Consider the following 23,038-nt stretch of genomic DNA (forward strand, 5'->3'; position numbering starts at 1 on the left):
AACAACCAAAGCGTTGAATCGTTTAGAAGCTAACTGAATATTCAAATAAACGAACAAATCCTTGTTACGGTCTCTGCTACGTATTGTTTTTTTTATTGGATTTTGCTCTAGCCTGGCCGGCTCGGCTTTCGCTCAGGATCCCCAATATAGCCAGTATTATGCAGCCCCACTTTATCTGAATCCTGCCATGGCAGGTGGAGAGCTTACCGGTCGTGTGGGATTCAATTATCGGAATCAATGGCCTTCCATCGACGCACAGTTTACTACTTTTTCAGCCTATTATGATACCTACTTGGCAGATTACAACAGTGGAATTGGGATTCATATCATGCAGGATACCGAAGGCGCGGCTAAGCTTCGGTCTACCACTATCTCTGCAATGTACTCCTACGAGCTAAAATTAGGGGAGAATTCCTACTTCCGGCCAGGCTTTCAGGCGAGTTACATCAGAAGAGAAATCGGATTTTACGAAAATTTGGTCTTTGCTAACCAGATAGATCCAAGTTGTCCGTTTTGTCCAACTCTTCCCGGAACAGACATCCCTGGCTTAGGAGATCCGGTGGGAATGCTTTCCCTTTCAGTTGGGGGCTTATTCTTTACCGAAAATCTATGGGCCGGCATCTCTGCCCATCATGTCAATGAGCCTAATCAATCCTTTATAGATGGTGTAAGTCCACTTCCGATGAAGCTTTCCTTTCATGCAGGCTATCGAATCGATCTAGGCGAAGGTGCCATGCGAGGAGATTTTACCCACATCAGAAGAAAGCGATCCATCACGCCTACTATCAATTATAAACAGCAGGGACCTTTCGAGCAGCTGGATATTGGTGCATATTTTTATGTGGAACCGATCGTTTTTGGCCTTTGGTACAGAGGATTACCCTATAAGCCTGTGGAGAACCAAAGTAATCGCGATGCGATTGTGATGATGGTAGGGGTTAACTTATTGAGCGGTTTGAATATCGGTTACAGCTTTGATTACACTGTTTCTCAATTAGGAATTCAGTCGGGAGGTGCACACGAACTGAGCTTATCTTGGACCTTGCCCAATAGCTATCAGGGCAAACCGCTCCGAAGGGATACCATTTTGCCTTGTCCTAAATTTTAGTTTTCATGAGTCCGGAAAATTTAAAATACCTGCTTGTCGGGATTTTGGTGTTTGGCTTTTTGGTGAGAAAAACCCTGGGGTTCTTGAATGTTAAAAACCCCATTCCTCCAATTCCAGATACGCTGTCGGAATATCTTAATCTGTCCAAGCTAGAAGAATCCAAGGCCTACCAAAAAGAGAATTTTCGATTTACACTTCTGGCTGGAATATTCTCCTTTGTTTTCACATTTTTATTTATAGCATTGGGTTGGTTTGGAGCAATTGACAGCTGGGTTGCCGGATTTGGATTTCCTCCATTACTTAAATCCTTGGTGTTTTTTGGATTGATCTTCATCGGATCGGATCTTTTGAGCTTGCCTTTTGACTACTACAATACCTTTGTGATTGAGGAAAAATTCGGCTTCAACAAAACTTCAGTAAGCACTTTTTTCAAAGACAAAATCAAAGGTTATGTACTTTCTATCTTGGTAGGTGGGGGATTGCTACTTGTATTTCTTTGGCTCATCCATCAAATGGGAGCGGATTTCTGGTGGCAGTTTTGGATTATCGCAGCCGCTTTTATGGTAATGATCAATCTGTTTTACACCGCATGGATTTTACCGCTTTTCAATAAGCTCACCCCACTGGACGAAGGGGATTTGAAAAGTAAAATCCTACATTACGCGCAATCGGTGGATTTTCCATTGGATAATATTTTTGTAATCGACGGCAGCAAACGATCCTCTAAAGCCAATGCGTTTTTTTCTGGTTTTGGCAAAAGGAAAAAAGTCGTCCTCTACGATACCTTGCTGGATCAGCACCCACCGGACGAATTGGTAGCTGTATTGGCACATGAAGTGGGACATTACAAGAAAAAGCATATCCTCTGGAGCATGTTTCTTTCGGTGGTACAGGTGGGATTGATGCTGTTTTTGTTGGCTCAGTTTATTTTTTCGGAAAATATGAGCTTTGCTCTTGGTGGACAAGCTTGGTCGGCTGAACTCAACATTATCGGGTTCACGATGCTTTTTACGCCTGTTTCCATGATTATGGGAATCGGAATGAACTGGCTAAGTCGCAAGAATGAATTTGAGGCCGATGAATTTGCCAAGCAGACTTTTGCCGGCGAACCTTTGGCCGAAGCCTTAAAAACACTCTCTGTCAAGACCCTCAGCAATATCAATCCGCATCCTTGGTATGTTTTTGTCAATTATTCACATCCCCCGCTTTTAGAGCGATTGGAGCGATTGGAAAAGTGAGTTGAAGAATTGGAAAATTTGAAGATTGAAAAATTGAAAGATTTTTGGCCTTCGACTTTCTGTCATAAATCTCATTTTTGCTTTTCAAAAGACTATCTACTAAGACCATTCTTTTTCCTATCAATCAAAAGACCGCCAAAATATTTCAGCGGTCTCTTTTAGTCTTGATATTTGCGTCTAGCTTTTTGCTACTTCAATCTAGCTTCTACACTCTATAAAATTCCTCCCATCCTTTTCTTGGGGGCATGCCTGCCAAGACCTGATTCGCCAATGGGTTATTGGTGATTTGTCGGGTTTCCCGATCAAACTCCAGTTTTACGCCCATCTGCTGGGCCATCACTCCCAGACAAAATACCTGACTCAGCGGTCCTGCAATCTCAAATGGGGATCGGGTCTTTTCTTCTCCTTTGCAGGCTTTGAGGAAGTTTTCGAAATGATTGGAAGGACTTGCAGGTACCTCGGGAAGTTTGGATTCCCATTCTTTAGCCTTTTGCTCAGGAATGATCGAAAGCGTGCTTCCGTGTGAACCGCCCTTGAAAGTAAGTTCTTTGCTGTAAATGATTTTGCCGGGATTTAGTTTTGCCGGTTGGATTTGACCATTGCTTGGTGGTGGAATATTAGGATCGAGTTCAGAAACACCATATCCATCCGGCACCGACGGAATATTATCCAGTCCATCTTGCCAGGTGATCGTCATCGGAGGCATAGCGCCCCTTGCCGGAAACTTAAATTCCAGGGTGGTGGACATGGGGAAGAAGAAAGCGTTGTGTCCGGAGAGTTTGGTAGGATTGACTTCGTATGGAAGTCCTAAATCCAAAAACTCATGCGCCGTATCCATGATATGGGCACCCCAATCTCCCAAGGCTCCCATTCCGAAGTCGTACCAGCATCTCCACTGCCCATTGTGGTAATCTTTGTTGAAGGGATGAGGTCGAGCCTGACTGGTCCATACATCCCAATCCAAAGTGGAAGGAACGGGTTCAGCGACAGGGAATCGGGTGATCTTCGGATCCCAATCATGCCAGCGTCTTCGGCTGTTCATGTGGGCAGTCATGGCTGTGACATCCTTGATGATGCCCGCTTCTTTCCAAGCCTTAAACTGGAAATAGTTGCCTTCAGAGTGGCCCTGATTTCCCATTTGGGTAGCCAGCTTCGGATATTTTTTTGCTGCGGCCATCATCAGATCTACTTCCTGGAAAGTACGCGCCATGGGCTTTTCCACATAGACATGCTTGCCTTCTGCCAAAGCCATCATCGTCACGGGAAAGTGGGAAAAGTCCGGTGTGGCGATACTCACCGCGTCAAAGTCACCCCCGATCTCGTCAAACATCTTTCTGAAATCCTGATATTTTTTGGCTTTGGGAAACATGCCCATCACCTCCAAAGTCTGCTTGGCGCCCATATCCACATCGCAGAGGGCGACGACGTTGCAAAGCCCGGTTTTGTGAAGTGCCTTGATAATTTCATTTCCTCGATTGCCGATGCCGATACAAGCCAGATTTACTTGATCGGATGGGGCCACGTAGCCCATGGACTTTCCGAGTACTTGAGGAGATATCAAGGTAAAACCTGAAAGACCAAGTGCCGTAGTGGCTCCGGTTTTCAGAAAGTCTCTTCTATTCGTTGACATGATAGGCGTATTTTTTGGTTGGAACTATTGAATATGAATATAAAAAAATGTTTAAATTCTAGTAGTTAGGATTTCCTAAATTTAAGAATCAAAATGATGACTTGGGGTTATTGATTTGAAAATAAACGGAAAGGATTGCGATAGAATGTTGTAAGAGGAATTTTTCCTGAATTTTGAAATTAAAATTATAATTTTCGGAATCGATTTCGAAAGAAATTTTCTTTTGAATAATTAAAAGAAAAATGAGGAGTGGTAAAATATTATTCTGAAATAAATAAAAATTCAAGATTTTGGGTTTAGTTAAATGGATATTCGGAATTAAGAAAAGTTTGATATTTAATTTTATTGGTATAAAATGATCTATGTTCCACTTTTAAAATCATATTATCATGAAAAAACGATTAATTCAGTTGACGATCATTTTTGCCCTGTGTTTTTTAGGGTTGTTTTCCCTAGATCTTTCAAGTCCAGGTGGAGAGAAAAGCCTCCTTCTTTCGAGTGTAATTCCAAATGGATACTCACAAACAATGTGCGATCCACCAGCTCCAAGCTGTGGATCATTAATGGGAAATTCTTCAGGAAGTAGATATTGTTGCGCAAACACTGATTCTTCTTGTTGTTATGCAGCTGGATGTGGAGGTTCACATTCTTAAATTATGGTTTTGGTTTGGGTGCTATTTTTCTCTCGAAGATGAATAGCACTTTTTTTTAGGATTTTATTTAATTTCAGACTATGACAATTAAGTTACAGGTATTATCATTATTTTTCTTGTTTTTATCGTGCTCAAGTCCTTCTAATCACGCTGAAAATGTCAGTCTAAATATTATTAGTCAAGACTTGCCAAGTCAAGCATCAATCTTGAATTTGTCTAAATTCTATACATTTGATAGGTTGATAAAACTTCAATCTAACGATTCCTCGATCATTGATTATATCAATAAGGTATTGGTTGATGATGATTTGGTGTTTATAAAAGGAGGTAATTCCCTTTTTAAATTTAAATTAAATGGAGATTTTCAAAAAAAACTCACCAAAGGAATTGGCGGGCCGGATGAATATGTTAACCTTACAGATGTGCTTATTTTGCCAGAGCAGGATAGACTTTGGTTATATGACTCGAATCAAAGATCCATATTCCAATTTAACTATGATTTTGAATTGGAAATTGATTATTCCTTAAATTATCCTTTGTTTGGGGTTGAAAAATTAGAAAAGGGATTAATTGGTACTTCGGGATATTTAGAAGTATTGGATAATTTTTCTTCATTGTACTCGATTGTAGGGGAAAATTTAGCAACTGGATTTGCGCTAAGCAAAAACCATTTGAAATTTAATCCTGAAAAAGCCAGGTATCTTCATGTTTACAGACACGACTTTTTTTCCAAAGGACCAATAGGGTACAATTTTGTAAATTCTTTTAATGATACTATTTATTATGTGAGTGAAAATATGGAAGTATTTCCAAAATATTATATTGATTTTGGTTCAAACAAGGTGAACGAGAATGAGTTGATTGGTAGGGATTATTCTTCTATTGTTGATGTATTCCAATATATCAATTCTTCTGATAAATCCTACAACGTTGGGAATGTGGTAGAATTTGAAAGATACCTGTTATATAAATTTTTTAATCAAGGTATTCCATTTGTTTCTGTGTATGATAAAAGTGAAAAAATTCTTAAATCAGGAAGGAAGATTTCATTTGATTACTTGGGACAAGATGTAGTACTTGAATTGGATGAAGAAATTTCCTTCGGGACTTTAGGTAATAATAGGGCCTATTTGGTAATACCTTCTGAAGCCAGTATTTTAAGAGAATACCAAGTGCTTTTTCAGGTGAAAGACGGAGACAATCCTATAATTTTATTTTTTGATGAAAAATAAACTCTTTGTGGTTTTTAGTTTAGCTTTAGGATGTTCTTCACCTTAAGAAAAAAAGCAAAACTTTGAGATGACTGAAATCAGGTCTTTGAGAGAACTTGTAAATGAAGGATTGAGTACTGATCGATTTTACTACATAAAAGATCTTCCTGAAATAATAGAAAAAGGAGAGGGCTTGGTCCTGATATTACCTGGAAGCTCTTGTTTTAATTGTTTTGAAGATTTGAATTTGTTTTTAAAAGAACATTTTTCAGAAAATCCTGAAATAAAATTATTGGTTGTTAGGAACAAAAAGATTAAAGAGAGGGAAATAAGATTTTCCTTGCAAAAGGTTATTTCACTGGATGAGGTTCATATTTATGAAATAGGATAATTGTCTATTCTAACTCAACATGAGTTTTTTCCTAAGCTTGGATATTTCAATAACGGGAAAGTTTGCTGTTTGGAAGTGTTTGAGCAAGGAAATCAAGAGAAGCTTAGTAATTATTTTAATTAACTGAGGTTTAGGGATTAGATCTTTTTTAAGTTTTACTTAGTTGTTTCGGAAGGAATATTTTCAGTTATAGTTTCTTACCTTTTTTCTCTATCTTTTCCTTGCTTAATTTACCTCAAGCCCATGCACGACCTAGCCGACTTTCATTATCCGATCACTGATCTTTTTCCCCAACCCAAAACGGCCTCGGATTGGGATCAATACCGCCTTAGTAAGGAGCAGGTCGAGTTTTTTCATGAAAATGGCTATTTAGCGGATGTAAAACTTTTGGAGAAAACCCAAATCGAAGCCTTGAAAAATGCATTGGATGAGGTAATGGATCCACAGCATCCGCTTCATCATCTTTTCCATGAATTTCACAGCAATGAGTCAGGAGATCCAAATAAAGTTTTGTTTCATTCTCTGGGTCATTGGCGCATTGCCGAAGCTTTTCACGATGTGATCTGGAACCCGGCTTTTCGAGTGGCGGCCAGTCAATTGTTGGGAGATCGGCCAGTTCGGTTTTGGCATGATCAGCTTTTCTGCAAACCAGCCCATCATGGCGGAAATGTGGCTTGGCACCAAGATTATTCCTATTGGACACGCACTGTAGAGATGCAGCATCTGACTTGTTGGTGCGGTTTGGACGATGCGACAGAAGAAAACGGTTGTCTCCAATACGTGCCGGGTTCGCATCGCTGGGGTTTACTCGATAAGCCTGCACTTGCCGGTGAGATGGACGGCTTGATGGCCATGATGACCGAGGAGCAAAAGGCTGAATTCAAACCCGTGGCGATTCCTCTCAAAGCCGGGCATGCCGCTTTTCACCATCCTTTACTGGTGCATGGCAGCTTTGCAAACTTCTCCTCTCGATCCAGAAAGGCTTTTGTTTTGAATGTTTTTGCCGATGGGACAGTTTCGGATACCGATGAGCCACTTTTGGAAGGCGTTCCTGTCATTCCAAAAGGTGAAAAAATGGGAGGGAAGTTTTTTCCGCTTATTTTTGATCCGGGGAAGTTGTAAGGTGTAAAAGTTGCAAAGTGGGAAGGTTGGCCAATCCTGCCCGAAAGCTTTTCTAATCAGGTTCTAGGCTTGTAGGCGATCTGTTTTTGTAAAGTCAAGTATAAGAGTCGAATTTCTAATGCCAATTGGCATCATTCCTTTCAATACTTGGTACTTTGTACTTGATACTTTGTACCCATTTCCCGTAAATCGTACTTTGTAAATCAAAAATCTTAATGGCTTCAGGTTTCTTTGCATTATTGGATGATATCGCTACCCTTATGGATGACGTGGCGGTATTGAGTAAAGTGGCAGCAAAAAAGACTGCCGGAATTTTAGGGGATGATTTGGCCGTAAATGCAGAGAAGGCCTCCGGATTTATTTCGGATCGGGAGCTTCCTGTGCTGTGGGCGATTTCCAAGGGATCCTTGCTCAACAAAATCATCATTTTGCCCATTACTTTTCTGTTGAGTGCCTTTTATCCTCCTGCAATTATCGTGATTTTGGTAATCGGTGGGTTGTATCTGGCGTATGAAGGGGCAGAAAAAATCTATGAATATCTGGTGCCCCATCCCAAGGAAACAGCCACTCGCTTGGATTTGGAACTGACAGAAGAGGCTATTTTGGCTTTGGAAAAGCAAAAGATCAAGTCGGCTATCACCACGGACTTTATTCTTTCGGTGGAGATTGTGATCATTGCCATGAGTACAGTCGTGGATAAGCCCTTGGGAACACAGATCGCAGTGGTATCTGTGATTGCCCTGATTGCGACTGTGGGAGTGTATGGAATCGTGGGGTTGATCGTGCGTATGGATGAATTTGGAATGAAGTTGATCAACCTCAACCAGCAAACGGACAGTTTCTCTGATAAAGTTGGAAAGCTTCTGGTCAGTGCGCTTCCCTGGGTGATCCGCTCGCTGGGAGTGATAGGAACTTTGGCCTTATTGCTGGTTGCAGGCGGAATTTTTGCACATAATATTGACTTTTTTCATCAGCTGCTAGAATCTTGGCCTGCAATTGTCAAGGAGTTTTTGCTTGGATTGGTCGTGGGTATTTTGGTGATGATTCCGGTATTGATTTTCAAAAAGCTGCGGAAAAAGTCATAACCTCCTGGGCAGGACTAGTATTTGTTCAAAAAACTCTATTTTGAGCGTTCAAATCAGAATACTGTTTTGCCAAGCAAATCCAAAACTCTCATAACCATGCTTAATTTTCGAAAAGGCCTTCTTTCCATCTTTCTACTAACTGTCTTTACTTTACTCGCTAGCGCTCAAAATGGACAAACCTTTCTCCAGTTTGAAGGAAAAGAGGGACCTGGAAAAGGCAAACACATTGTTTTGGTGGCAGGAGATGACGAATACCGCTCGGAAGAATCCATGCCGATGTTGGCTAAAATCCTATCCGAAAGACATGGTTTTAAGACAACCGTACTCTTTCCCATTCATCCGGAATCTGGAGATATAGTCCCGAGCTATCAAAATAATATCTCTGGATTGGAACATCTCGGATCAGCAGATCTGATGATTATGCTGATCCGATTTCGGGAACTTCCTGACGATCAAACCCAACACATTGAAAATTTCCTGAAAGCAGGAAAACCCATCATCGGTTTGCGTACATCGACTCATGCTTTTGCGTACCAAAAAAACAAGGAATCAAAGTTTGCAAAGTGGACTTGGAACGGCAAAGAAGCGGGTTGGGAAAAGGGCTTTGGGAAGCGGATTTTTGGAGAAACCTGGGTCAATCACCACGGGGTTCATGCCAAGGAAGGTTCCCGATCATTGATCGACGGCGTGCAGCAAATGAATGATCATCCTGTCCTTCGAGGAGTGAAAGATATCTGGGTACCGGAAGACGTGTATGGTATCCAAAGCCTTCCAGCCGATGCAGAAGTGTTGATCTATGGGCAATCGACCGCTGGAATGGATGACAAAGCACCACTCATATGGGAGAAATCGGTCATGCCGATAGCCTGGACCAAACCTTATCAGATTGAGGGAGGAAAGCCGGGAATGGCCTTTGCTTCCACCATGGGTTCATCACTTGGTTTTCAAAGTGCAGACCTGAGAAGATTGGTACTCAATGCGTCCTTGTGGCTTTTGGAAATGGAGGATACGATCAGTCCCGATTTGAATGTGGAGTATGTGGGCGAGTATAAGCCGACCAACTTTGGCTTTGATACCTTTAGGAAGGGGATGAGAGTATCAGATTTTAAGTGAAATTTTGGTCAACAGTCAACGGTCAACAGTCCACAGATGAGTGCTGTCGACCGTGGCCTGTGGACAGTTGACAATAAAAAACCATGAACAAAATAGGATTTAACGTACTCGCGTGGTCAGCGGAAATCTCCGAGGCCCTTTTTCCAATTTTAGACCGGCTGAAAGCTATCGGCTATGATGGGGCTGAATTTTTTGTAGGAGGAACTGACGAAAAAGCCTGTCGCTTGGTTGGTGATCATTGTAAAAGTATCGGACTGGAAGTCACCACTGTAACTGTAATGGGACCTGACGAAAACCCCATTTCCCCTGATCCCAAAATCCGGGAGAAGTCTAAAGAAAAACTCAACTGGATTCTTGATCGCGCAGCTGATTTGAATTCTCAGGTGCTGTGCGGTCCCTACCATTCGGCCTTTGCCACCTTTGCTTCCCGAGCTCCCATCGAGGACGAATACAATTGGTCCGCTGAGGTGCTGTATGATGTTGGCGATTATGCACAAAAACTCGGGATTCTTTTGACTCCTGAAGCACTCAACCGCTTCGAATGCTACCTAATCAATACCATGGAGCAGCTGGATTATTTGCTTGCCAAAGTCAACCATCCAAACGTTCAAGCCATGTTTGACACGCATCATGCGAATATGGAAGAGAAAAAGCTGGGATTGGCGCTCGAACTGATCGCTCCAAGACTGGGCCATTTCCATATCTCCGAGAATGATCGGGGCACGCCGGGTTCGGGACATGTGGATTTTGATGAGACTTTTGCAGCCCTGAAAAAAGTCGGTTATTCCGGTTGGCTGACCATCGAAGGCTTTACCCGCAATGATCCTGCCTTTGCTAATTCAATTGGCGTGTGGAGGGAGTTTTCAGCGCCTTGGGATATGGCTGAAAATGGGTATAAGTTGATCAGGGAGATGGGGAAGAAGTATGGGCTTTGAGGGGCAAGAGACTAGAAGTAAGAAACAAGAAACAAGAAACAAGCGAGGTGTGAGTGGTAAACAGTTAATGGTAAGTTGGAAGGATCAATGATCAATGATCAATGATCAATGACCAAGTATCAAAATCAATGTTCAGAGCCTGCCCGCCTGTTTGGGATCAAATTCAAAGAACCCCGATCAAATTTAATTTTCAGGTAGTTACTGCCTACTGAAAACTGAGACTGCCTGCTCATTATTTCTCCTCCGGTATCGCCATTGTGTGATTACCCAGCAGTTTCCACTTGCCATCGACCAGCGCGTACGTCCGCATAAAGTGATAGGTGGTTGGACTTGGGCCTCGATCCACCACAGTATAGCCGCTGACCACTCCGGTCGTTCCTAAAATTACCACCTGCCGGTCTTTAGAAGTTCTGTTTCTGGTATTGTCAGCTTGCCCTGCTTTGATTCGGTTTGCTCTTGCCAGGGCTTGTTCTTTTCCGTCGATCAAACTGGCGTGATTGTGAACCCAGACAAACTCATCTGCCAGAAGGTCTTCCAAAAAAGCCACATCCGATTCCAAAAGGGCTTTTTCCCAGCCTTGATCCAACTGAAAGAGTTGTTCTTTGTGATTTTGAGAAAAAGAAGAAAAATGAAGGCAAAGGATTAATAATGAGGCTAGAAAGAGAGGTTTCATTTTTAGTTTTTGTGAATATTGTCAAAGCAATTAAACGATTTTTCCCAGTCTGACTTTCCTGTTCATCAGACTTGTCATCCCGAAAATCAAAAGTAGAAAGATCGCCAGGAATCCCAGCAGAAATCCATAGCCGGTGAAACTTGCCATTTTTCCAAAAAGAAAGGGCATCAGCGTAATTCCCACATAAGCACTCGCCATCTGCATACCCATGATGGTTTGGGAGTTTTTCTCTCCAAAATTGACAGGTGTCTCATGCAGGAGACTGGGGAAAATCGGCGCGCAACCCAATCCAATCAGTAGAAAACCCGGCAAAATGGTTATTGGAAAGGGTAGGAAAAGCAGCACCAATCCCAGGGCAATCAATCCGATTCCAAGTTGGACCAACTGACGGTTTGTGAAATGTAGCGTCAAAAATCCTGATAAAAACCGCCCGATTGTAATCCCCAGATAGTATAAGGAAGTAAGTCTGGCTGCCTGATCGACTTCAAACCCCCGTTCAAAAACCAGGTAACTTGCACTCCAAAGACCGAAAGTCGCTTCAATCGTGCAATAGCAGAAAAATACGGCAAGAGCGTACTTTAGCCCCGGAATCCTGACCAATAAGGAGTAAAGATTGGGAGACTTGGGATTAGGGTTTCCATCGCTTGGATCTTTGCTTTTCATCCAAAGTGGCAGAGAAAAAAGCAAAATTAAAACTAAGCCGATCTGAATCCAGGCAATTGCCTCGTAGCCTCTGTTCCAGGTTTGTCCTTTTGCCAGAAATCCTGCCATGATCAAGGGGCCAATTGCCGCACCCACTCCCCAAAACGAATGAAGCCAATTCATGTGACTTGCCTGAAAGTGCAAGGCCACATAATTATTGAGTGCGGAATCCACACTACCTGCTCCAAGTCCCAAAGGAATGGCCAAAAGACAGAGGTAGAGAAAGTGGTGGGAATAAGCAAAGCCCATCAAGGCCAATGCTGTCATGCCAACACTGAAAGTTGTGACCGTTGCTACACCAAATTTTCCAATCAGATTACCGCTGAAAAGGCTGGAAATCACTGTCCCTGCGGCCACGATCATTGCGATGAATCCTGCATAATCCAATGGAACGCCCAAATCCCGGAACATCGCAGGCCACGCTGCACCCAAAATCGAATCAGGAAGTCCAAGACTGATAAATGCCAGATAGATGATCAGCAGAAGAAGTGATTTTTTCAAAATGGGGCGTCTAGTTTCTTAAGAAGATCAGCTTGCAGTAGGTTAAAATTAGAAAAGATGGATAGTTCTCCAATTTATTTTTGGAGTGACATTTTTTTTACCCGAGCAGGATAGTTACTGAGGAAAGAATTACTCTATTGCCATGATAGATACTTCTGGAAATGAAAAAACACCTCTCCTTATTCTTCCTTTTTGCCCTTTATCTGAATGGCTTTTCTCAGCAAAATCGTCCTAACATCATCTTTATTCTGACTGATGATCATCGTTGGGATGCTTTGGGATTTGCGGGGAATCCGATTATCCAGACCCCTGAGATGGATCGACTCGCTGCAGAAGGGATTTATTATGAAAATGCCTTCGTCACCACGCCGATCTGTGCCGCAAGCCGGGCGAGTATTCTGACCGGACTCTATGAGCGCACGCATGGATATACCTTTGGGCAGGGCGAAATCAAAGAACCTTACATCAATCAATCCTACCCAATTCATCTCCGGAAGGCAGGTTATTTCACGGGGTTTTTCGGGAAGTTTGGGGTGAATTACGCGGGCTTTGAGAAGCTTTTTGATCAGGGGGATAGTTATGATCGGAATGGGAAATTTGATGATCGAAGGGGTTTTTTCTTCAAGACTTTGGGAAAAGATACCGTTCACCTTACACGCTATACCGGGCAGCAGGCGATTGATTTTATTCAGCATGCTCCAGATCAACAGCCCTTTATGCTTTCGATTAGCTTCAGTGCTCCCCATGCTCATGATCCTGCCAAGTTGCAGTATTTCTGGTCGCCTGAATACGACACGATGTATCAAAATATTACAATACCGGATCCATTGTTGAAGGAAGACTTTTATTTCCAGGCGCAACCGGCATTTGTCCGAAACGGTGAGAGCCGCAAGCGCTGGCATTGGCGGTTTGATACTCCTGAAAAGTATCAGCACAGCGTCAAGGGCTATTACAGGATGATCTCTGAGGTGGATGCTGAAATCGGAAAAATTCGGAAAATCCTCGAAGAAAGAGGTTTGGCAGATAATACCGTGATCATTTTTATGGGAGACAACGGGTACTTTCTCGGAGAGCGCCAACTTGCAGGTAAGTGGCTGATGTACGACAATTCGCTTCGTGTGCCACTGATCGTCTTTGATCCGAGGAAGGAAGGAGGAAAACGAAATAACGATTTTGCCCTGAATATCGATGTGACTGCAACGATTCTGGATCTGGCAGGAGCTAAGGCTCCGAAAACCTGGCAGGGGATTTCGCTGAACTCAGCTGCCTTGGCCAAGCGCAAGGAATTCCTCGCCGAGCACCTCTGGCAGACTCCGATTATTCCTCCTAGCGAAGCCATCCGAACTGAGCGCTGGAAATACCTTCGCTACATCAATGATCCAACTCATGAGGAACTGTATGACTTACAAGTCGATCCCCTGGAAATAAACAATCTGATCGCCGATCCCAAACACCAAAAACTCATCAGCCAACTCCGACAAAATTTGGAGAAAAAGGTGGAGGGGTATGTGAGGGCTAGGGTGAAAAAGACGGTGGAGTAGCCTGCACCTTTAAAATCAAAATCAGTTGTCCCGTAGCCTAGGTCTTTAGAATCTTTTTAGAGCCAATAGAATCCGATATTTAAAATAAACATGGTAAGCCACAATTCATAATAGGCTTGCAATATTCCAAGAAAAGTCTGACCTAGATAAATAATTGTACTTTTTAGATTTTTTATATAAAAATTACAGTAAAAAACCTCAACGTTCATACAAAAAGCCTCGATGTCCGGGCTAAAAGCCTCAATGTTTAGATAATAAGCTTAAATGCTCAATAAAAAGCCTCAACCTTTGGATAAAAGGGATCAATTTCATGTGTTTATAATTTGATTTTTTATGGTCACATAGCCTGTCCCGATCTTTATCGGGAGAATGCTCCGAATAATCATCCTCCTGTGTGAGAATTTTTCTCATGGGCATTTCATCAAAATGAGCTTTTTTTTTAGTTTGACTTTATTTTTTAACTAATCCCAAAGACTAATTTGCTCCCGCAGATGTTCGCTGAAAAATTCGCAGAAGTTCGCAGATTTTAAAGTTTTTGGAGACTTTCAATTCATGAATTGTGAGTAATTAGGAAAAAATCTGCGAAAATCACCGCACTGAATCAGCGGTAATCTGCGGGAGACATAAAAAAAATGGGCCAAAAGAATAACTCCTTGGCCCATTTTAAACTTAAAATCTCAAATTGAAAACCTGAAGGAGAAGTCCAGAATTAAGTAATCTCACTTCGGTCTTCGGTCTTCCAGTCTGTTTCCCTTTGCTTGCTTATTTGTAAAGACTTTTTCGTTTCCTAATCCCTAAATCTCAACCGAATCTACACCACCAAATTCACAATCTTACCCGGTACGATAATGACCTTTTTGGGTGCTTTTCCCTCCAGCCACTTTTGAACGTTGGCATCGGCCAGAGCGGCTTGTTCGATCTCTGATACCGCAAGTGAAAGGGAGAGATTTAGCTTTGCCCGCATCTTGCCATTGATCATCACCGGATATTCGAAGTTGCTTTCGACCAGATATTCTTCGTTGAATTCTGGGAAAGATGCTGTCGTGATTGAGGTGCTATGACCTAGTAGCGCCCAAAGTTCCTCAGCGATGTGCGGAGCATAGGGCGAAACCAAAATCGCCAAAGGTTCCAACACTTCCCGCTTATTGCATTTCAAAGCGGTCAACTCATTGACGCAGATCATAAAGCTGGAGACAGAAGTATTGAAAGAGAAATTAGCCATGTCCTCTTCCAACTTTTTGATGGCTTTGTGCAGGACTTTCAGTTCTTCTTTGCTCGCTGGGGCATCAGAAACTGCGAAATCTCCTGATCCGGGATGATACAGGTTCCAGAGTTTTTTCAGGAACTTGAACACCCCGTCGATTCCATTGGTATTCCAAGGCTTGAACTGCTCCAGAGGGCCGAGGAACATTTCATACAATCGCAATGTGTCAGCCCCGTATCGCTCGATGATATCGTCTGGATTGACCACGTTGTACTTGGACTTGGACATTTTTTCCACTTCGGCTCCGCAGCTGTACTTGCCGTCTTCCAGGATAAATTCCGCATCCGCCAAGTCAGGTCTCCAAGCTTTGAACTTGTCGAGGTTTAGTTGATCATTGTGGACGATATTCACGTCCACGTGCATGGCGGAAGTGTCTATTTTTAGGAGCCCCCAATAATCTATTTGTGGATTTAGCTTTTCAAAAATAGATTTAAATTTCAATTCGATTTCTGTCTTTTCCGCTTCATTAAGGGATTTTCCTTGAATTTTTTCGTGAATACCTTTTGAGACGAAAATCATTGGAAGAATGGCTTTTTCTTCAGGATTACCTTCACCGCCTCCTTTTAACAACGGCTTCAGCCGATACACAAAATTCGACCTTCCCTGAATCATCCCTTGGTTGATCATCTTTTGGAAAGGCTCGTCAATGCTCACCACACCCAAATCATACAAAAACTTGGTCCAGAATCTGGAATACAATAAGTGACCGGTTGCGTGTTCGGAACCTCCGATATACAAATCCACCGCGCCCCAATAGTCGGTTTTGGCTTTATCTGCAAACACAGAATCGTTTTTCGGATCCATGTAGCGGAAAAAGTACCAGCTTGACCCTGCCCAACCCGGCATGGTGGACAATTCTAAAGGATATTCTCCATCGGCAGTTTTGTAAGTCCAGTCTTTGGCCCGACCGAGTGGTGGCTCACCGTCTTCGGTAGGCAAATATTTATCCACCTCAGGAAGCACCAAAGGCAAGTCTTTTTCATCAATTAGGTAGGGAAGTTCATCCTTGAAATAAACAGGAAGCGGTTCGCCCCAATAGCGCTGACGGGTGAAGATTGCGTCGCGCATTCTGAACTGAATTTTGCCTTTTCCGATCCCTTTTTCTTCCAAGAATTCGATGGCTTTTTCCATGGCTTCTTTCATGTAGAGATTGGAGATAAAGCCTGAATTGATGATCAAGCCGCCTTTTCCTGGGAAAGATCCATTCTCCATCGACCCTTCGATCACTTGGCGGATTTCCAGACCGAAGTGCTTTGCAAAGTTGTAATCCCGCTCGTCATGAGCAGGAACGGCCATGACCGCGCCTGTTCCATAACCCGCCAATACGTAATCCGCAATCCAGATTGGAATTTCTTCATCGTTGAATGGATTGATTGCATACGAACCAGTGAATGCTCCTGATATCGTCTTCACATCACTCATTCGCTCCCGCTCGGAGCGGTTTTTGGCGACCTTAATATAGGCTTCGGCAGTCGCGCGCTCTTCTTCAGTGATTAGTTCAGCAGCCAGATCAGATTCCGGTGCCAAAGCCAAACAAGTCACCCCATATATTGTGTCGATTCGGGTGGTGAAGACTTTGATGGATTTATCCGAATTTTTGACCTGAAAAACCATTTCAGCACCAATGGATTTTCCGATCCAGTTGCGCTGCATCTCTTTGATTGGTTCGGACCAGTCCACTTTTTCGAGTCCTTGGAGCAAGCGATCTGCATAGGCAGTGATCCGCATGGACCATTGCATCATTTTCTTTCGTTCCACAGGATGACCACCTCTTTCGGAGAAGCCGTCTTTTACTTCGTCATTTGATAGTACGGTGCCTAATGCCGCGCACCAGTTGACGGTGGTTTCGGCCAGGAAGGTCAAGCGGTATTTCAGGAGCATTTCCTGCTTTTCTTTTTCAGAAAATCCATCCCACTCGGATGCGGTAAAAGTCGGAGTATCGTCATCGCAAACTGCCTTGATGCTTGCGTTTCCTTCTTTTTCAAATCTTGAAATCAAGGAACCGATGGACAAAGCCTTATCGGCTTCTTGGTCATAATAGCTGTTGAACAGCTGCATAAAAATCCACTGGGTCCACTTGTAGTAGGCCGGATCAGAAGTTCGCACTTCCCGGTCCCAATCGAAGGCGAAACCGATATTTTTTAGTTGCTCAGTATAGCGGGTGATATTTTGCTCGGTAGTTATGGCAGGATGCTGCCCGGTTTGGATGGCATACTGCTCCGCAGGCAAACCAAAAGAATCGTAGCCCATTGGGTGGAGGACATTGAAGCCCTTGAGCATTTTGAACCTGGATACAATATCCGAAGCGATGTATCCCAGTGGGTGACCGACGTGCAGTCCGGCACCGGAGGGGTAAGGGAACATGTCGAGGGAGTAAAACTTAGGACGATTGGGATCCACTTCTGCTTTGAAAGTGCCTTTATCTTTCCAGAATTCCTGCCACTTTTGTTCGATTTCCCTGAAGTTGTACTCCGCCATGATTTGGTTTTTATTTGCTATTGGTTTTTATCGTTTCTGTTGTCCCAAGATTGAGATTCTCAGGAAAAGCAAGGTTCAAATCCAAGATTCAGGCCACTTCGGTCTTCCCTCCGTGGTCTTCCGTCCTTTGCCGATTTTTAGATTTTTCTGCTAAACGCCTGCAAAAATAGAAAAATCAGGCGGCTTTGGTAGTCAAATTTCCAATTCCTCTCAGCCATGGTTTCTTTCCTTTGGTCAACTTTATTTCTTATGCATGTTCCTTTTTAGTATTTTCCATCTCTACAAAACCACCACCTTATGAGAATTAAAACAGTATTAATCCTTGTCCTAACGGGAAGTCTTGCCTTTTCAGCTTTGGCACAAAAGAAATACACGCCTAAGCAAATCGAAGCACTGAAAGCAGAGGCCGCTCAAATCGTCCAGGCCAATCACAAACAAAGTCAGGTGATGGTGGATAAGATTTTCAGCTTTGCGGAGCTTGGTTTTCAGGAAATCGAATCTTCCAAATACCTGACCGGAATCCTGGAGCAAAATGGATTCACCATCGAGCGGGGTGTTTCCGGGATTCCGACGGCCTGGTTTGCCACATGGAAAAATGGGGATGGACCTGTGATTGCTTTGGGTTCAGACGTGGATAATATTCCAAAAGCTTCCCAATATCCCGGGGTCGCCTATCATAAACCCATGGTCGAGGGTGCTCCCGGACATGGAGAAGGTCACAATGCAGGAATTCCGCTAAATATCACGGCAGCTTTGGCAGTAAAGCAAATCATGGAGCGGGAAAATATCGGAGGAACGCTTGTTCTTTGGCCGGGAATCGCTGAGGAATTGGTAGCTGCAAAGGCTTGGTATACTCGGGATGGACTTTTTGAAGGTGTTGACTTGTGTATTTTCACACACGTGGCTAACAATCTGGGTGTGAGCTATGGTCAGGCTTCAGGGACGGGTTTAATCTCAGTGGAATATACGTTCTCCGGTGATGCAGCTCATTCTGCGGGTGCGCCATGGAGAGGAAAAAGTGCGGCAGATGCGACGGAATTGATGAATATCGGCTGGAATTACAAGCGGGAGCATTTGCACCCTTTGAAAAGATCGCATTCGGTGATCACCGATGGAGGAGATCAGCCGAATGTGGTGCCTTCCAAGTCTTCGATATGGTATTACTTCCGTGATGTGAAGTATGACGGAATCATGGAAATGTATGCCCAAGCGAATGACATAGCTAAAGGCGCAGCCTTGATGACGGGTACGACCATGACTTCCAAGGTTTTGGGAACCGCCTGGCCGAGACACTTTAATAAAGTGATTGCCGAAAAAATGTATCAAAATATCCTTAAGGTAGGCTTACCGGCTTGGGATGAAAATGATCAGACTCTAGCCAAAGCTGTTCAAAAAGAGTTGGGCTCCAAAGAAGAAGGCATGCCGACGAAACTGGATACGCTTGGACTTCCCGTAAAGGAGCTGGTTTCCGGCGGTTCGGATGATATTGGAGACGTATCTTGGGTGGTGCCGACAGTGACTTTGAGATTTCCTTCCAATATTCCCGGCTTGCCGGGTCACCACTGGAGCAATGCGATAGCGATGGCGACACCAATCGCCCATAAAGGTGTGACAGCAGGTGCAAAAGCTGAGGCGATGACGATTATGGACTTCTTGCTGCAACCTGAATTGGTCGACCAAGCTTGGGATTATTTCAAAAATGTGCAGACCCAAGAGGAAACCTACAAGCCGATGATCACCAAGGACGATGCGCCGCCGATCTACCTGAACTCTGAAATCATGAATCGTTTCCGTCCTGAATTGGAGAAATTCTACTACGACGAGACGAAGTATGACACGTATTTGGAGCAGTTGGGTGTGACGTATCCGACGGTCAAAAAGAATTGAAAAATTTCAAGATTGGAAGATTGAAAAATTTCCCAGGAACAGGGCACTATTAGATCCTTGGAGGTTTCAGTAATCTTCCAATTTTTCAATTTTATAAATTTCCAATTCGATGAACTATCAAATCCGCGAAGCTTCTCCTGATGAGCTTCTCTGGCTACATGAACGTATTCCTGAATTTCCGGGAAAGGCTTCTTTGGAGTTTTATACTGAGCGGTTGAATGATCGGGTTTATTTGGCTTTGATTGCAGAGAAAGATGGTGAATTGCTCGGATTCAAAGTCGGGTATCAAGATCCTTCACCCGATACTTTTTATTCTTGGATGGGAGGAGTGAGGCCTGAGTTTCGCAAGGTGGGCGTTGCAGCTGCTTTGGCTGAATACCAAGAGACTTGGGCTATGGAAAAAGGATTTAAGCGGATTTACTTCAAAACCCGAAATCGCTTCCCGGCTATGATTTCTCTTGGATTGAAAAGAGGCTTCAAAATCATCCAAGTCATTCGAAAGGGTGGGGTGGAGGATTATCGGGTGGTGATGAGGAAGGAGTTGTAAAGTTCTGGAGTGGCAAAGTCGCAAGGTGGAGGACAAAATCTTTAAACTTTGCAACCTTCCCACTTTAAAACTACCTTTGACCCCTCATTCAGCGGTGGAATCTCCCGCTTTACCAAAAATTCATGAACACGCTCGATCCGGTAGTGCCGACTACCCAAGAACTCGTAGCCGCTGGGCTGCAGCTTCCAATCATGGAGGCATTTTATACCATCCAGGGAGAAGGCAGATTTACCGGACATCCCGCATATTTTATCCGGCTGGGAGGCTGTGATGTCGGTTGTGTCTGGTGCGATGTAAAAGAAAGTTGGGAAGCAGCCAAATGGCCTGTTTTGTCGATTGAGAAAATTGTTGAAGAAGCTTTGGCTTATCCTGGAAGATTGGTAGTGATCACCGGAGGAGAGCCTTTGCTTTATAATTTGGATCCATTGACTAAGCTTTTGAAGGAAAAAGGCTTTACGACCAATATCGAAACTTCCGGAGCGCATCCTTTTTCAGGCGATTTTGACTGGGTTTGCTTTTCTCCCAAAAAATTCAAAAAACCACATCCTTCCATCTTCGTTGAAGCAGACGAGTTGAAAGTAATCATCTACAACAAAAGTGACTTTGGCTTTGCAGAAGAACATGCAAAATTGGTAAAGTCGACTTGTGAATTAAGACTGCAACCCGAATGGAGCAGGGCCGCCAAGTTTACGCCTGAGATTATTGACTATGTTAAAAATCGGCCAAAATGGAATATTTCGCTCCAAACTCATAAATTTATGGACATCCCCTGAGTTCATGCGCCCTGTTTTCCTTTTCCTGATTGTTTTTTTTGTAGTCCTCCAGACTGAGGCACAGACGTATTCTATTGTGGATAGCCGGGCAATTAAGCTTTTTCAAGAAGGAGAGGATTTGACTTTATCAAGGCAATATGATCAGGCGATTGAAAAGTATCAGGCGGCTATTGCCCGGGAGGGATCGTTTTTGGAAGCATATGTCAAGGCTTCTCAGTTGATGATCACTCAAGGCAAACTAAAGGAGGCAGAGGAAATCGCGCTGACTGGAAAAGGAAAACTGAGCGGGAAAAATGCTACTGCTAAACATGTGGCCGATTTTGGTTGGCTTTTCTCCAATCTGTATTTGAAGCAGGGAAAATTCACAGAGGCTTACCGGCAGTTTCAGGAAGTAGACCCGCTTTTTGATGCAGCCTTCAAAAAGTCAATGTATTACAATGAAATGAAGGTTCAGATGGATTTTTTGGGACAAGAACTTGGAGATGTACGATCAATAGCGAAAGAAAAATTGGAATCACCTTTAAATGAATTCCAACTGCAATATTTTCCGGTCTTGACCGCTGATGGAGAACAGATCCTCTTTACCAAACGAGATGGCACGGGGAATTTTGACAAGGAAGATATTTTCACGGCATATTTAGATGAAAATGGAAATTGGACCAAACCGCAAAGTCTGGCTCAGACGATTAATTCACCTTTTAATGAAGGTACCTGCTCAGTGACTGCTGACGGTAAAATCCTCATCTACACATCCTGTGATGCTCCGGATTCACAGGGTAGCTGTGACCTTTATATCGCGTACAAAATGAATGGTGACTGGCAACGGCCAACCAACATGGGCACCAGGGTCAATTCCCGGTCTTGGGATTCCCAACCCTCACTCTCGGCAGATGGTCGGATTTTGTTTTTTTCTTCAAATAGAAGGGGTGGATATGGAGGAAATGATATTTGGTACACTGTCCGGCAAAATGACGGATCGTGGTCAGATGCCAAAAATCTCGGAAGTATAGTAAATACCCCAAAAGATGAAATTTCACCTTTTATATTTTTTAATAATGAAATTCTATTTTTCGCCTCGGACGGGCATCAGGGTTTTGGAGGCATGGATATCTTTCTTTCCAGGGTGGAAAGGGGGGATTTTCAAGAGCCGGAAAATCTCGGGCTTCCAATCAATGATCATTTGGAGCAGGTTGCTCTTTTCATCACTGCAAAAAAAGACTACGCCTATTATACAGAGCTTACAAACGAAGAGAAAGAAAACGATCGCTCCCTGCTCTATCGATTCAAATTTCCGGAGGAAATTTATCTGGGAGAAAACCTCACTGTCACAGAGGGGAAAGTGTTCAATGCTAAAACAGGGCAGCCGGTTGATGCGACCCTATCGCTCGTCTCTCTTACCAACGACAGCACGCTCTATCAATTCCAATCAGATGGTAGGACAGGTGATTTTTTGATGTTATATCCTGAAAATGCCGTTTCTGGGCTTTATGTGGAGAAAAAGGGATTTCTCCCAAAAATATACAACGTGGAACGCGATAAAATTCAGAATGTAAAAGACCTGAAGGTGGAACTTACCCCGGTGGCATCAGGGGAAGCGTTTGTGTTCGAAAATGTGTTTTTTGATTTTGATAAATTTGACTTGAAGCCGGAATCCTTGACCTCACTCCACCGGCTTCAAAAGTTTCTATTGGAAAATGCCAATGTTAATATTTTGATATCCGGCCATACGGATAATATCGGCAATGAAAACTACAATCAAACCTTGAGTTTGCAGCGGGCTAGAAGTGTTCAGAAATTTCTGGTCGAGGCGGGACTTCACCCCGGAAGAGTGTTGGTGGAGGGAAAAGGAGACAAGGAACCGCTTGTGCCAAATTCCAGCCCGGAGAATCAGGCACTGAACAGGAGAATTACGATCAAAATCTTATAATAGACGGAATTAAATTTTGAATTGGAGCTTATTTATATATATAAAAGACTGGCGTTTAATTTTTTATTTATATATCATTTGTCTATACATTAAATACAAAATATAAATCTAAATCTTATATAGCCAACTTTTTATTTGGTTTGAATTCTTTCATGTTAAATCATTATGAATTCCTAAAAATTGGACTATGAACTTTTTTTTTCAAGATAGGGTTTTCGTTTGAATTGCAATTTTTCAAGAATATTAATTTTTTTTTTAT

At 43.1% G+C, this 23,038-nt stretch carries 17 protein-coding genes; 13 read left to right on the forward strand and 4 right to left on the reverse strand.

Annotated elements, in window-relative coordinates:
- The first annotated feature begins 61 nt into the window (after positions 1-61).
- Both C4S61_RS16600 and C4S61_RS16605 read left to right on the forward strand, forming a co-directional pair.
- On the forward strand, positions 62-1,108 hold the full coding sequence (locus C4S61_RS16600; protein ID WP_103925926.1) for a PorP/SprF family type IX secretion system membrane protein: 1,047 nt from the start codon (positions 62-64) through the stop codon (positions 1,106-1,108).
- A gap of 5 nt (positions 1,109-1,113) precedes the next feature.
- Entirely contained in the window at positions 1,114-2,346 is a 1,233-nt protein-coding gene (locus C4S61_RS16605; RefSeq protein ID WP_103925927.1) for a M48 family metallopeptidase, read from the forward strand.
- Between the two features lie 205 nt (positions 2,347-2,551).
- Here C4S61_RS16605 and C4S61_RS16610 read toward each other — a convergent pair whose 3' ends face one another.
- Positions 2,552-3,976 carry a Gfo/Idh/MocA family oxidoreductase gene (locus C4S61_RS16610; protein ID WP_103925928.1) on the reverse strand — a complete coding sequence of 475 codons (1,425 nt, stop codon included), beginning with the start codon at positions 3,974-3,976 and terminating at the stop codon, positions 2,552-2,554.
- A gap of 733 nt (positions 3,977-4,709) precedes the next feature.
- Here C4S61_RS16610 and C4S61_RS16625 point away from each other — a divergent pair.
- The 6 genes from C4S61_RS16625 to C4S61_RS16650 all read left to right on the forward strand — a co-directional run bounded on the left by C4S61_RS16625 (position 4,710) and on the right by C4S61_RS16650 (position 10,486).
- Positions 4,710-5,861: a 6-bladed beta-propeller gene (locus tag C4S61_RS16625; RefSeq protein ID WP_103925931.1), complete on the forward strand. Its 1,152-nt coding sequence runs from the start codon at positions 4,710-4,712 to the stop codon at positions 5,859-5,861.
- A gap of 67 nt (positions 5,862-5,928) precedes the next feature.
- Entirely contained in the window at positions 5,929-6,231 is a 303-nt protein-coding gene (locus tag C4S61_RS16630) for a hypothetical protein (RefSeq protein WP_103925932.1), read from the forward strand.
- A gap of 243 nt (positions 6,232-6,474) precedes the next feature.
- Entirely contained in the window at positions 6,475-7,353 is an 879-nt protein-coding gene (locus tag C4S61_RS16635) for a phytanoyl-CoA dioxygenase family protein (RefSeq protein ID WP_103925933.1), read from the forward strand.
- Positions 7,354-7,568: 215 nt separating this feature from the next.
- Positions 7,569-8,438: a DUF808 domain-containing protein gene (locus C4S61_RS16640; RefSeq protein WP_103925934.1), complete on the forward strand. Its 870-nt coding sequence runs from the start codon at positions 7,569-7,571 to the stop codon at positions 8,436-8,438.
- A gap of 96 nt (positions 8,439-8,534) precedes the next feature.
- Positions 8,535-9,551 (forward strand): ThuA domain-containing protein, encoded by a 1,017-nt coding sequence (locus C4S61_RS16645; protein ID WP_103925935.1) that lies wholly within the window; start codon positions 8,535-8,537, stop codon positions 9,549-9,551.
- A gap of 83 nt (positions 9,552-9,634) precedes the next feature.
- Positions 9,635-10,486: a sugar phosphate isomerase/epimerase family protein gene (locus C4S61_RS16650; protein WP_103925936.1), complete on the forward strand. Its 852-nt coding sequence runs from the start codon at positions 9,635-9,637 to the stop codon at positions 10,484-10,486.
- A gap of 232 nt (positions 10,487-10,718) precedes the next feature.
- Here C4S61_RS16650 and C4S61_RS16655 read toward each other — a convergent pair whose 3' ends face one another.
- Complete coding sequence (locus C4S61_RS16655; RefSeq protein WP_103925937.1) at positions 10,719-11,159, reverse strand: nuclear transport factor 2 family protein; 441 nt, start codon at positions 11,157-11,159, stop codon at positions 10,719-10,721.
- A gap of 30 nt (positions 11,160-11,189) precedes the next feature.
- Positions 11,190-12,362, reverse strand: a complete 1,173-nt coding sequence (locus tag C4S61_RS16660; RefSeq protein WP_103925938.1) for an MFS transporter — start codon at positions 12,360-12,362, stop codon at positions 11,190-11,192.
- A 161-nt stretch (positions 12,363-12,523) separates the two neighbouring features.
- On the opposite strand from C4S61_RS16660, the gene C4S61_RS16665 reads away from it, so the two are divergent.
- On the forward strand, positions 12,524-13,903 hold the full coding sequence (locus C4S61_RS16665) for a sulfatase family protein (protein WP_103925939.1): 1,380 nt from the start codon (positions 12,524-12,526) through the stop codon (positions 13,901-13,903).
- Between the two features lie 811 nt (positions 13,904-14,714).
- Here C4S61_RS16665 and C4S61_RS16670 read toward each other — a convergent pair.
- The gene (locus tag C4S61_RS16670) at positions 14,715-17,645 is read right to left on the reverse strand and encodes a leucine--tRNA ligase (RefSeq protein WP_103925940.1); all 2,931 of its coding nucleotides are present in this window, start codon (positions 17,643-17,645) and stop codon (positions 14,715-14,717) included.
- 297 nt (positions 17,646-17,942) lie between these two features.
- On the opposite strand from C4S61_RS16670, the gene C4S61_RS16675 reads away from it, so the two are divergent.
- From C4S61_RS16675 to C4S61_RS16690, 4 genes are all read left to right on the forward strand, one after another.
- Positions 17,943-19,532, forward strand: a complete 1,590-nt coding sequence (locus C4S61_RS16675) for a zinc-binding metallopeptidase family protein (protein ID WP_103925941.1) — start codon at positions 17,943-17,945, stop codon at positions 19,530-19,532.
- Between the two features lie 109 nt (positions 19,533-19,641).
- Entirely contained in the window at positions 19,642-20,079 is a 438-nt protein-coding gene (locus tag C4S61_RS16680; protein ID WP_103925942.1) for a GNAT family N-acetyltransferase, read from the forward strand.
- Positions 20,080-20,201: 122 nt separating this feature from the next.
- Entirely contained in the window at positions 20,202-20,852 is a 651-nt protein-coding gene (locus C4S61_RS16685; protein WP_103925943.1) for a 7-carboxy-7-deazaguanine synthase QueE, read from the forward strand.
- Between the two features lie 4 nt (positions 20,853-20,856).
- Positions 20,857-22,779: an OmpA family protein gene (locus C4S61_RS16690; RefSeq protein WP_103925944.1), complete on the forward strand. Its 1,923-nt coding sequence runs from the start codon at positions 20,857-20,859 to the stop codon at positions 22,777-22,779.
- The last annotated feature ends 259 nt before the right edge of the window (positions 22,780-23,038 follow it).

Source organism: Algoriphagus boritolerans DSM 17298 = JCM 18970 (assembly GCF_900108085.1).
Classification (GTDB): domain Bacteria; phylum Bacteroidota; class Bacteroidia; order Cytophagales; family Cyclobacteriaceae; genus Algoriphagus; species Algoriphagus boritolerans.

Excerpts from the sequence above, each read along its gene's own strand:
- C4S61_RS16670 (WP_103925940.1), bottom strand. The coding sequence starts at position 17,645 with ATGGCGGAGTACAACTTCAGGGAAATCGAACAAAAGTGGCAGGAATTC.
- C4S61_RS16640 (WP_103925934.1), top strand. The coding sequence starts at position 7,569 with ATGGCTTCAGGTTTCTTTGCATTATTGGATGATATCGCTACCCTTATG.
- C4S61_RS16625 (WP_103925931.1), top strand. The coding sequence starts at position 4,710 with ATGACAATTAAGTTACAGGTATTATCATTATTTTTCTTGTTTTTATCG.
- C4S61_RS16645 (WP_103925935.1), top strand. The coding sequence starts at position 8,535 with ATGCTTAATTTTCGAAAAGGCCTTCTTTCCATCTTTCTACTAACTGTC.
- C4S61_RS16650 (WP_103925936.1), top strand. The coding sequence starts at position 9,635 with ATGAACAAAATAGGATTTAACGTACTCGCGTGGTCAGCGGAAATCTCC.
- C4S61_RS16690 (WP_103925944.1), top strand. The coding sequence starts at position 20,857 with ATGCGCCCTGTTTTCCTTTTCCTGATTGTTTTTTTTGTAGTCCTCCAG.
- C4S61_RS16680 (WP_103925942.1), top strand. The coding sequence starts at position 19,642 with ATGAACTATCAAATCCGCGAAGCTTCTCCTGATGAGCTTCTCTGGCTA.
- C4S61_RS16630 (WP_103925932.1), top strand. The coding sequence starts at position 5,929 with ATGACTGAAATCAGGTCTTTGAGAGAACTTGTAAATGAAGGATTGAGT.
- C4S61_RS16655 (WP_103925937.1), bottom strand. The coding sequence starts at position 11,159 with ATGAAACCTCTCTTTCTAGCCTCATTATTAATCCTTTGCCTTCATTTT.
- C4S61_RS16635 (WP_103925933.1), top strand. The coding sequence starts at position 6,475 with ATGCACGACCTAGCCGACTTTCATTATCCGATCACTGATCTTTTTCCC.
- C4S61_RS16665 (WP_103925939.1), top strand. The coding sequence starts at position 12,524 with ATGAAAAAACACCTCTCCTTATTCTTCCTTTTTGCCCTTTATCTGAAT.
- C4S61_RS16605 (WP_103925927.1), top strand. The coding sequence starts at position 1,114 with ATGAGTCCGGAAAATTTAAAATACCTGCTTGTCGGGATTTTGGTGTTT.
- C4S61_RS16685 (WP_103925943.1), top strand. The coding sequence starts at position 20,202 with ATGAACACGCTCGATCCGGTAGTGCCGACTACCCAAGAACTCGTAGCC.
- C4S61_RS16610 (WP_103925928.1), bottom strand. The coding sequence starts at position 3,976 with ATGTCAACGAATAGAAGAGACTTTCTGAAAACCGGAGCCACTACGGCA.
- C4S61_RS16675 (WP_103925941.1), top strand. The coding sequence starts at position 17,943 with ATGAGAATTAAAACAGTATTAATCCTTGTCCTAACGGGAAGTCTTGCC.